Source organism: Skermanella sp., from assembly GCF_059503625.1.
In genome coordinates this window covers 1-6,576 of record NZ_JCACHA010000705.1, presented here as the reverse complement: position 1 = coordinate 6,576, position 6,576 = coordinate 1, and the positions used below count along the sequence as shown (strand labels likewise).

The window sequence follows — 6,576 nt, the reverse complement described above, 5'->3', positions numbered from 1 at the left end:
GATCGGCCAAACGATCGACCACATTGGCATCAGGCGGGGAATAGGTGCTGAACGAGCGGCCATCAGTGAAGTGGCCGCTGATTTGATTGCCCTTGATCGTCACATCCGCGACCTGGCCCCGTTCGACCTCGTTCAGGAAGTCGCTAAACGGCACGCTTGCCTGCGGACTACGGGTAGAGGAACTCTGGAACAGATTGAAAAGGGCTACCAGCAGCAGCCCGATGATGATCCAGAGAGCCAGGTTTTTACCGAAATTGTTCACGGTTCACGCCTTTCGTCGGACAACCTCGGCGTCAATGAACACACGCCGGGCGCCAGCCCTCGCCACTTGATCCCCGATACTTGGGAAGTCCATCAGATTAGATAATGCCGCCCTCACTTTAAACAACTACGAATGCGAAGGCCGCAAAAGGTTCCTGCGGCCTGAACAGGGCGACAGCACGATCCGGACGGGGCTCTCCCTCCGGGCGCTTGAAATGATTAGCAAATTCGAACTGCGGAAGAAACACCCCGCCATCGTCGCAAACGATAGTGGGAAGCGTCTGCCGGACCGGCGCCGGCATCCGCCCGAGCGCCGGGTCCATGGCTTCGCGGTGAAGCCCCAGGCGAGCGACCCGTGCCGCGCCGGGAAGCAGCGATTTCACCTGGAACCGGCCATCCCAGACGATCGTCGCGCCGGGTGGAAGTTCGGCCTGCTCATCGGCGGCGTCCGGTTCGCGGGCGATCAGCAGGCGCCCGTCGCGGTAGGGCAGGATGCGGCACCCGCCGAGGGTGCGCCCCCGCCCGGCGCTGCCGTCGCGCACCGTGCAATACAGGCGCTCGACCGCCTCCAGCTTGGGGCGGTAGCGGGAACCGCCGATGGCGGCGAGGCAGCGGGACAGCAGACGGAGAGCGGTTTCCTCCTCGGCATCGCGCAGAAGGTCCGGCCTCAGCAGGATGCAGCCTTCCGGCCATAGGTCCACCGCCTGGGCAGCCAGCCGCGCCGCGGCTGCGTCGAGAGCGGATCGCGCGCGGCCGAGCCGGCGGGCGGTATCGGCGGCCCGCTCCGGGCTCCACCCTTCCCCCGACAGGATATCGGCCACACCGCGCAGCCGAACCCGTGCATAGGCTGGCGACTGGTTGGAGGGGTCTTCGATCCAGAGCTGGTCCTGACCGGTCAGGAAGGTCCTCAGACGTTCCCGTCCGACCGGCAACAGGGGGCGCAGGAACCTGACGGAGCCGGTCTCCCTCACGGCGGCCATGCCGCCGAGGCCGTCGACGCCGCTGCCATGGGCGAAGCGGAGCAGCACCGTTTCCGCCTGATCCTCCCGGTGATGCGCGAGCGCCAGATGAAGAATGCCCTCGGCATGACAGCGCTCGGTCAAGAGGCGATATCGCGCATCCCGGGCCGCCGACTGTAGGCCGGATACCGGTTTGGCGCCTTCCCACCGCAGAACGTCATGGGAGATACCATACGATTTCAGCCATGAACCGACCTGGGTCGCTTCATCTGCGGCGTTTTGGCGCAACCCATGATCGACGGTAAGTGCGAGGAGAGACCCGTTCCGGCTGTCGGTCCAGGCTTTCAGGAGCAGGCAAAGCGCCATGCTGTCGGCGCCGCCCGAGACGCCGACCGCGACTCGGGGCGCCGGCTCGAACGGTCCAAGGCGGTCCATCAGATGGGTGAATTCAGCGATCAACGTGACGCCGGTCTCCCCTCACCCTCAGCCCTCACGAGCAGTTCAGCCGCCCCCGCTCCTGGTCCGCGCGGCGCTTGATGGCCGCCGAGGCGTCGGGAAACTTGCTGCCCAGTTCGGCGAAGGACAGGCAGGCCTCCTTCTTCTGGTTCAACTGCCCCAGCGACATGCCGAGCTTCAGCAGGTTGTCCGCCGCCTTGGAGCTTTTCGGAAACTTCTGATAGCCCTCGGCGAAGGCGGCAGCGGCGTCGCCGTACTTGCCGCGTACGTAGTAGGTCTCGCCCAGCCAGTAATGCGCGTTGCTGGTCAGCGAGTTGTCCGGATGGCTCTTGATGAACGATCCCAGCGCCACTTCGGCATTGGCGTAATCCGCAGCCCGCAGCAAGCCGAAGGCGTAATCGTACTGCTCCTGTGCCGAACCGGCAGGCAGCTTAGCCGCCGCCGTCGCCTGCTGCTGCGCCGGCTGGGCCGGAGCCTTGGGCGGAGCGGCAGCGGCCGTCTCGTTCCTGCCCTTCGCCGGAGGAGCGGACTGGTTTTCGGTCGCGGGGGCCGGCGCCGCGTTCAGCTTGCTCTCCAGCTCGCTCAGCCGGTATTCCAGGTCGGAGGAGAGCTTGTCCAGCCGCTCCCGCGCCTGGGAAATGCCGAAGACCGTTTCCTCGTACTTGCCGGTCAGCGTCTGCAACTCGCCTTCGAGGCGCGACAGCCTGACTTCGAAATCGGCTGCGAGGGAACTGGGTACGCCGCCGGACGCGCCGGAGCCGCCCTGCGGAACCGGACCGCCCCGGAAGACCTGCCGGTTCAGCGTCTGGATATCGTTTTCCAGCCGGTTCAGCCGGCCTTGCAGGTTGACGTCGGCCTGGGCCGCCGCCGGGCCGCTCCAAAGCATCGTTCCGGCGAGCAGCGCCATGCCGGCGAACGCGGCATACCTGCCGGGCAACCCTTCACTCCGCGCACCTGACGCTCGACGCATCGACATCACCGCCATAGCTGGACCTTTTGACCCTGTCATAAATCTCGCCGTATCAGAAACCATCGGCAAAAATAAGGCGCCACACCCTGCAACTCCTTTACGGATCCGCGTGGTGTGGCGCCCTATTTACGTCAGCGAACTATAAGCCGCCATCGCCCTCGTCTGCCGCGTGGGCCGACTTAGTTGACGACGGTCACGCCACGACGGTTCTGTGCCCAGGATGCCTCGTTCGAACCGAGGACAGCCGGACGCTCCTTGCCATAGCTGATGGTGGCGACGCGGTTTGCGTCGACGCCCTTGGCCAGGAGGTAGTTCTTGACGGAGTTGGCGCGACGCTCGGCCAGCGCGAGGTTGTACTCACGCGTGCCGCGCTCGTCGGCGTGACCTTCGACGGTCACGGTGACGCGCGGATACTGGGTCAACCACGAAGCCTGGCGGTCCAGGGTTGCCCGGGCCTCCGGCGACAGGTCGAACTTATCGAAACCGAAGAACACGCGGTCGCCGACGTTGACGACCAGATCTTCCTGCGAACCCGGAGCCGGACCAGTCCGGACGGGCGCCGCACCAGCGGTAGCCCCACCGCCAGCGCCGGCCGAGCCGTCACTTTGCGGAGTGGATTCGCACGCGGCGACCAGCACAACCGCAGCCAACAGGCTCAGAACCTTCAAACGCATCTCAAAACCCCCTACAGCGACACACGATATAAAATACGGAAGAGCGAACGGGCCGACGCTAAACTACACCCAGTCCACCGAAACCCAGTCCACCGAAAGTTTCCGAACTCCCGACTGTCTAACCTTAGCGTCGATCGTGCAGTGCGAAAATAAATGGTTACCGCTAAGGAATCAAGGGCGACCAAGCGGGATCGGATGCGTCCAACGGTGTGACAACTTCGCGCTCATTGAAACCAGTGAGATCAATGCTGTGCAAACGCGCGATTCTGCTGCGATTTCCCTCCCCGCTGGGGCGTTCGCCGAAGAACATCAGGACGCGGCCATTCGGCGCCCAAGTAGGCCCTTCCACGTGAAATGCCTCGCTCAGGGTGCGTTCACCGGTGCCGTCGGGCCGAATCACTCCTATCGAGAAGCGGCCTCCGCTGATCTTGGTATAGGCGATCAGATCGCCACGCGGCGACCATACCGGGCTTGCATAGCGGCCCTGCCCAAACGTGATCCGCGTCGGATTTCCGCCATTTGCGTCCATGACATAGAGCTGCTGGGTGCCGCCACGGTCCGACTCGAACACGATCCGCTGCCCGTCGGGCGAGTATGACGGCGAGGTGTCGATGGCCGGGCTGTTGGTCAGCTGCTCGACCCGGCGGGTTCGCAGGTCCATCGTATAGATGTCGGTGTTGCCGCCCGTCGCCAGGCTCATGATGACCTTGTTGCCGTCCGGCGAGAAGCGCGGGGCGAAAGTCATGCCGGGGAAGTCGCCTAGTACTTCCTGACGGCCGGTATCGATATTGAAGAGATAGACGCGCGGCTTATTGTTAAAATACGACAGATAGGTGATTTCCGGCGCCGAGGGCGAGAAGCGGGGCGTCAGCACCAGCGTCCTGCCGTCGGTCAGGAATCGATGGTTCTCGCCGTCCTGGTCCATGATCGCCAGCCGCTTGATCCGCTTGTCGGCCGGACCGTTCTCCGAGATGTAGACGATGCGGGTATCGAAGTACCCTTCCTCGCCCGTGATCCGCTTGTAGATCGCGTCGGAGATGATGTGGGCGACCCGCCGCCAGTTCTCAGGCACCGTGAAATAGGCGAGGCCGGTCATCTGTTGCTCGGCGATCACATCCCACAGGCGGAATTCCACCCGCAGGCGCCCATCGGGCTGCGCCTGGACCGTTCCGCTGACCATCGCCTGGGCGTTGATGACCTTGAGGTCCGCGAATCGGGGCTGGTTGTGCAGGGAAGCCGGATCCTGGATCAGCGCCTTGGGATCGAGCGGACGGAAGAGGCCGGACCGCTCGAGGTTGGCCGACACCACCTGCGCGATGTCGCGGCCGACCTGATTCTCCTGGCCGCCCTGCCCATAGAAGGTGGAGATCGCGATCGGCATCGGCTCGACCCGGCCGCGGGTGATGTCCAGCCGCAGCTCGGCACGGGCGCCGGTAATCCCGGCGAGAGTGACGATCAATACGGCCAGCGCCAGACGGCGGGCAAGCAGGATCAGGTGGAACGGGTATGCAATCATGATCGAGTCATGCCTTGTTCATCATCGTTGTTTCCGAGAGCGGCCACCCTCGGGATGCGCCTTTTCAAAGGCACAAGAGGGCACCGCGATCGTGGCAGCATCAAGACGGGCCGCCGCCCTGCGTCCTCAGCCGCGCAGCATGTCGCGCGGGCTGAAGACGAAGACGGCGTCCTTCCAGAATTCGTAGCCGTCCGGAGGAAGCGGCAGGGTCTTGCATCGCGGGTTCATGACGGCACGCTGCGCCGACTCCGCGACGGTGCGGAACGTCCGGTCCCGAGCCATACGCGCCTTGTCGATGACCTCGGCGCGCATCACCTGCCCGTCCCTGCCGATCTCCAGCCGGATTTCGACAGTGATGTCATGGATGCCTGCCAAGCCCGGATCGACGTTCCAGCAAGCCTCGACCGTCTTGCGCACGGCGTCTTCCTGGCTGGAAGTCAGCTTGTCCGCCAGTTTCGGGGCCGAATTGGATGCAGGCTGCGACGACGACGCCTGCTGCTGACGCTGAGGCTGGGAAGAGGTGGACGGCGAAGACGGCGCTGCCGAGGGCTCCGATTTCGACTGCTTCTGAAGGTTCTTCAGGACGTTGGCGAAATCGCTGCTGGTATCCGGCTGCTTCTTTTCCGTTTCCGGCTTCTTCGGCTCCTGCTTCGGCGGTTCGGGCTTCTTGGCTTCCTGCTTCGGAGATTCGGGCTTTGGCGGCTCAGGCTTCTTTACCTCCTGCTTGGGAGGCTCGGGCTTGGGCGGCTCAGGCTTCTTCACTTCCTTCGGCTCGGGCTTGGGAGGCTCGGGCTTCGGAGGTTCCGGTTTCGGAGGTTCCGGCTTAGGCGCAGGTTCCGGTTTGGGTGCAGGTTCCGGCTTCGGGGCCTCCTGCTTCGGCGGCTCCGGCTTCGGAGGTTCGGGCTTGCGCGGCTCCGGTTCCGGCGCCTTGGGAGGCGGCGGTGTCGGTGCCGGCGGGGGAGGAGTCGGCCGGGGCGGCGGAGGCGGTTCCGGCTGGCGCTGCGGCGGCGCCGCTTCGCGCGGGGCCGGCGGAGGCTCGGCGACCTTCGGCGGTTCGGGCGGGCGCGGCGGAACCGGGACCGGCTGCGGCGGGTCGGCCTGGGCCATCTGCTGCGGCGGCTCCGGTACCGGATCCGGCGCCGGCTTCTGTTGCGGCGGCCGGGGCGGCGCGGGAGGAGTTTTGTCTACCTGGGGTCCCGCCAGTTCGCCGGCATCGACAATTTCGATCGGGATCGTATCCTGGATCTCGATAGGCTTCTGCATCAACGGCAGGCCCAGGACGGCGATCAGGATCGCCGCCACGTGGACCACCGCCGAGAAGAGGATGCCGTTGCGCATGCTTTTATCGTGCCGCGGCTTTGGGTTGCGGCAGCTCTGCGACCAGTCCGACCTTGGTGAACCCGCCGGCGCTGATCGTGCCCATGACCTGAAGCATGGTGCCGTACTGGATCTTGGCGTCGCCGCGCACCAGCACGCGGGCCTCGGGGTTGTTCTCGGTGATCGCGCGCAGCAAGGGCACCAGATTGTCCAGTTCCACCTGGGTTTCCTGGACGTAGATGCGGTTCTGCGTATCGATCGAGATGAACAGCGGCTTGTTGTCGGCCGGCAGGGACGGCGCCGCCGTCTTGGGCAGATCGACCGGCACGCCGACCGTCATAAGCGGCGCCGACACCATGAAGACGATCAGGAGCACCAGCATCACGTCGACGAAGGGCGTGACGTTGATCTCCGATAGCTGGC

Annotated in this window: 7 protein-coding genes; all 7 read right to left on the bottom strand. The window is 65.0% G+C overall.

The window, feature by feature from the left end; genetic code table 11:
• A partial coding sequence (locus tag AC5JJ6_RS23510; protein WP_496044381.1) for an ATP-dependent metallopeptidase FtsH/Yme1/Tma family protein occupies window positions 1-262 on the bottom strand: 262 nt, incomplete at its 3' end.
• A gap of 118 nt (window positions 263-380) precedes the next feature.
• The gene (gene tilS / locus AC5JJ6_RS23505; RefSeq protein WP_496044380.1) at window positions 381-1,679 is read right to left on the bottom strand and encodes a tRNA lysidine(34) synthetase TilS; all 1,299 of its coding nucleotides are present in this window, start codon (window positions 1,677-1,679) and stop codon (window positions 381-383) included.
• A 31-nt stretch (window positions 1,680-1,710) separates the two neighbouring features.
• Window positions 1,711-2,613, bottom strand: coding sequence for a tol-pal system protein YbgF (ybgF, locus tag AC5JJ6_RS23500; protein ID WP_496044379.1), 903 nt, complete (start codon window positions 2,611-2,613; stop codon window positions 1,711-1,713).
• Between the two features lie 212 nt (window positions 2,614-2,825).
• Window positions 2,826-3,320 carry a peptidoglycan-associated lipoprotein Pal gene (gene pal / locus AC5JJ6_RS23495; RefSeq protein WP_496044378.1) on the bottom strand — a complete coding sequence of 165 codons (495 nt, stop codon included), beginning with the start codon at window positions 3,318-3,320 and terminating at the stop codon, window positions 2,826-2,828.
• Between the two features lie 163 nt (window positions 3,321-3,483).
• On the bottom strand, window positions 3,484-4,836 hold the full coding sequence (gene tolB / locus AC5JJ6_RS23490) for a Tol-Pal system beta propeller repeat protein TolB (protein ID WP_496044377.1): 1,353 nt from the start codon (window positions 4,834-4,836) through the stop codon (window positions 3,484-3,486).
• A 126-nt stretch (window positions 4,837-4,962) separates the two neighbouring features.
• Complete coding sequence (tolA, locus tag AC5JJ6_RS23485; protein ID WP_496044376.1) at window positions 4,963-6,174, bottom strand: cell envelope integrity protein TolA; 1,212 nt, start codon at window positions 6,172-6,174, stop codon at window positions 4,963-4,965.
• 4 nt (window positions 6,175-6,178) lie between these two features.
• On the bottom strand, window positions 6,179-6,576 hold a 398-nt coding region (tolR, locus tag AC5JJ6_RS23480), incomplete at its 5' end, for a protein TolR (RefSeq protein ID WP_496044375.1).